Origin of the sequence: uncultured Anaerococcus sp. (assembly GCF_963510575.1) — a bacterium.
Classification (GTDB): Bacteria; Bacillota; Clostridia; order Tissierellales; family Peptoniphilaceae; genus Anaerococcus.
In genome coordinates this window covers 1-3,883 of the sequence record NZ_CAUPFR010000131.1, presented here as the reverse complement: position 1 = coordinate 3,883, position 3,883 = coordinate 1, and the positions used below count along the sequence as shown (strand labels likewise).

The following is a 3,883-nucleotide window of genomic DNA, read 5'->3' as shown; positions in this document are numbered from 1 at the left end:
CTGCACTTCTTGCGATAGTTCTAATGGAGTTTATGATATTGCCCCTAACTCCGATTACCCTACCCTTATCTTCTTCGGCAACCTTGATTAAAATATTAACCTCGCTGCCCTCACGATTTTCCACAATTTCTACAGCTTCTTTGTCTGTTACTAATTCTTTTACGATTAATTCTACTAATTCTTTCATAATTATGCTAATACATCATTGTCTTTGAATAGCTTTTCTACAATAGATGTAGGTTGAGCACCGTTTTTAATCCATTGTTTAGCTTTTTCGTTGTCAACTCTAAATACTTTTGGTTCAGAAACTGGGTTATAATAACCGATTTCTTCGATAAATCTACCGTCTCTAGCTCTTCTAGAGTCTGCTACTACCACTCTATAGAATGGTTTTTTCTTTTGTCCTAATCTTTTTAATCTAATTTTTACTGCCATTTTTTCCTCCTTATTTTTTAAAAGAAAGGCATCTTTGGAAAGCCTCTGCCTCTTTTTCCTTTTTTCTGTAGTCCGCTCATTTTTTTCATCATTTTTTTAAGCTCTTTAAATTGTTTTAAGAGTTTATTTAATTCACGAACATCTACTCCAGAACCATTTGCAATCCTGTTTTTTCTGCTATTGCCAATAATCTCAGGCTTGTCTCTTTCTTCCTTAGTCATGGAATTTATCAAAGCTTCAATCTTATCAAAGCCTGCATCATCCACATTAACACCTTTAAGCATTTTTGAATTTACTCCAGGTATCATCGATAATAAGTCTTCTAGGGGACCCATATTTCTAATTTGTTGGATTTGTTCCATGAAATCATCCAAACTATAAGTCTGTTCCCTCATCTTTTCTTCGAGTTTTTTAGCGTTTTCTAAGGAAAATTGTTCTTCAGCCTTCTCTATTAGCGAAAGTACATCACCCATTCCAAGGATTCTACTTGCCATCCTGTCTGGATAGAAAGGCTCTAAATCGTCAAGTTTTTCACCTACACCTATAAATTTGATAGGTTTGCCCACAACTTGTCTGATTGATAAAGCCGCACCACCCCTTGCATCACCATCTAATTTTGTAAGGATTACTCCTGTTATATCTAGATAATCATCAAAGGATTTTGCAACATTTACCGCTTCCTGACCTGTCATGGCATCCACAACCAAGAGGATTTCATCAGGTTTTACTGCTTCTTTAATAGCCTTAAGCTCATCCATAAGGTCAGTATCTATCTGAAGCCTACCTGCTGTATCGAGGATTACTGTATCGAAATTGTTGATTCTCGCATAATCCTTGGCCTCTTTGGCAATTTTTACAGGATTTTCCTTACCCTTTTCAAATACAAAGGTATCTGCTTGTTTACCTACGACCTTTAATTGTTCAATGGCTGCAGGTCTGTAGATATCAAGGGCTGCTAACATAGGATTTCTGTTGTCCTTTTTTAGCATTTTCACAAGTTTGCCAGAATGAGTAGTCTTACCAGAACCTTGAAGACCTACCATCATTACCATATGTGGTGTCCCACCTTTTAGGGCAAGCTTTGAGTTTTCCTTACCCATAAGACTTGTTAGCTCTTCATTTACGATTTTAACTACCATCTGTCCTGGAGAAAGTGAATTCATCACCTCAGCGCCTAGCGATCTTTCCTTAATAGTCTTGACAAAGTCTTTTACAACCTTGTAATTAACATCTGCTTCAAGGAGCGATAATCTTATCTCCCTCATGGCAGTGTCAATGTCTTTTTCGTTTAATTTTCCTTTTCCCGTTAGTTTTCCAAGGGCTGCTTGGAGTCTATCCGAAAGGCTTTCAAAAACCATATACGCTCCTAAATCTGTTCAATAATTTCTGTTAATCTCTGAATTGCTTCTTTATTATTTGAACTTTCAATCAGCTCTCTTATTTCAAAAAGAGAAGCCTTAAGTTCATTCTTGCTTTTTAGTAAAGAAAGCTCATTTTCAAACTCAAATAATTTATCCACACTCCTATTAATCATATCTGAAATCGCCTGTTTGCTCTTACCGTCACTATCGGCAATCTCTTGAAGGGATAAATCTTCGTTGTAATAGCAATTTATAACATCTCTTTGTTTGTCATTTAGAAGTGGGCCATACACATCGTATAGCTGGGCTACTTTTACTATTTTCTCCATCATATCACCTGTCAATATTTTTACTTGACTCCTGTATTATACACGCTTATACTAGCCATGTCAAGAAATTTTCTTGACCCCGCAAATGATTTTTCCCTATTAATTTTTTATTCTTAATGACCTCTAGACAAAAAAAGAGCAACTAAAATTAGCTGCCCTTTCACTTTGTTTTTATGGAAGATTGAAAAATGGATTTGTCATCTCTTCCCTATTTTCCATAGATTTGCTTGGTTTTGCAGACTTATATTCATCTACATTTGAAGAATCAACTGTAAATTTAAAGTCAACTTCCTTTTCTTTGCCATTTCTTTCTATTGTTAGTTTAACAGTGTCTCCAAGGTTATAGCCTAAAAGAATCTTCTTTAGGGCTCCCATATCCTTTACAGCTTTGCCGTCTATTGCTGTTATTACATCGCCTTCCTTGATGGTTTTTTCATCTGTAAAGACGCTTACAACATATATACCACTTTTAGCCTTGATAGTATCCTTTAGGTATTGTAATTGTCTTAGGTAATCCAAAGACTGACCTGTTATACCAAGATAAACTGAATCAATTTTTCCTTTTTCCTTTATCTTATCAATAACTGGTTTTACTGTATTTATAGGAATTGCAAAACCAATTCCATCGCTATTTCCTGCCTTAGCAGTGTTTATACCAATTAACTCACCCTTAGAGTTTAGCAAGGCTCCACCAGAGTTACCTGAGTTAATGGCTGCATCTGTCTGCATCAAACCATCCATTTGAACTCCAGTATTAAAGGAAACAGACCTGTTAAGACCTGAAATAATACCAGATGTTACAGTAGATTGGAGTTGGAAACCAAGAGGATTACCAATGGCAACAACCCTATCACCAACGCCCATCTTATCAGAATCTCCAAGGTCAATAGCCTTTAGGTTTTTATTATTTTTATCAACCTTGATTATAGCTAAGTCCAAAGACGCATCGTTCCAAACTAATTGAGCCGGAGCTGTTTCACCATTATTGAATAAAACATTAATCTCCTTGGCTTCTCCATCGCTAACCACATGGGAATTTGTCACAATGTAGCCATCTTCGCTTACAATAGAGCCAGAACCAATACCTTCAACATAACCTGATTGAGGTCCAAAAAATGATTGTCTAGTAACCTTTGAAACAGTGTTGATACCAACCACAGAATCAATTGATTTTTTGACCACAACTGATTCCATAGACTCATTTTCCTTAATTTCGATAGGTTTTGAATCCTCTTGCTTTGTCTCTATTTGTTTTGTATTATTACTTACTTCTTTATTATTTAAACCGACTCCAGTTAGTAGGAAATATACAACAAATCCACCAACAACAGCGCCGATTAAAGCAGCAGCAAAAGATGAAAATCTTCCGCTAGAATTTTTATAAGATCTATTACTCATATTCTCCTCCTATAAAGTAATATATACCCTTTTTGTGGACAAACAATGGTAAAATTATTAAATTTATATTAAGAAATAAAAAAATTTATAAAATCCAAGCAATATTATCTAAAATAAAAAAATAGAAACGCTAATCGAATAACGTTTCTAAAATAAGCTTGGCGCGTCATTGAAGATTCGAACTCCAGGCCTTCTGGTCCGTAGCCAGACGCTCTATCCAGCTGAGCTAATGACGCAAATATTTATAACTTACCTATATAATATACTTCTAAAATATGAAAAGTCAAAGAACCCATAATTGATATGAACTTATAAAAATTATATATAGTATAAAAATTATAATGGCAAGCATTATAAGTA

General features: G+C 35.0%; 5 protein-coding genes and 1 tRNA gene. All 6 read right to left on the bottom strand.

Annotated features, from left to right (window positions below; translation table 11 throughout):
* Positions 1-187: KH domain-containing protein (locus RQ907_RS07980; RefSeq protein WP_311492844.1), on the bottom strand; the 187-nt coding region annotated here is incomplete at its 3' end.
* A gap of 2 nt (positions 188-189) precedes the next feature.
* The gene (gene rpsP, locus RQ907_RS07975) at positions 190-435 is read right to left on the bottom strand and encodes a 30S ribosomal protein S16 (RefSeq protein ID WP_004829684.1); all 246 of its coding nucleotides are present in this window, start codon (positions 433-435) and stop codon (positions 190-192) included.
* Between the two features lie 17 nt (positions 436-452).
* On the bottom strand, positions 453-1,793 hold the full coding sequence (gene ffh, locus RQ907_RS07970; protein WP_311492843.1) for a signal recognition particle protein: 1,341 nt from the start codon (positions 1,791-1,793) through the stop codon (positions 453-455).
* A gap of 8 nt (positions 1,794-1,801) precedes the next feature.
* Complete coding sequence (ylxM, locus tag RQ907_RS07965) at positions 1,802-2,125, bottom strand: YlxM family DNA-binding protein (RefSeq protein ID WP_311492842.1); 324 nt, start codon at positions 2,123-2,125, stop codon at positions 1,802-1,804.
* Between the two features lie 171 nt (positions 2,126-2,296).
* Positions 2,297-3,523: a trypsin-like peptidase domain-containing protein gene (locus tag RQ907_RS07960; protein WP_311492841.1), complete on the bottom strand. Its 1,227-nt coding sequence runs from the start codon at positions 3,521-3,523 to the stop codon at positions 2,297-2,299.
* A gap of 159 nt (positions 3,524-3,682) precedes the next feature.
* Positions 3,683-3,759 (bottom strand) — tRNA-Arg (locus RQ907_RS07955).
* Between the last annotated feature and the right edge of the window lie 124 nt (positions 3,760-3,883).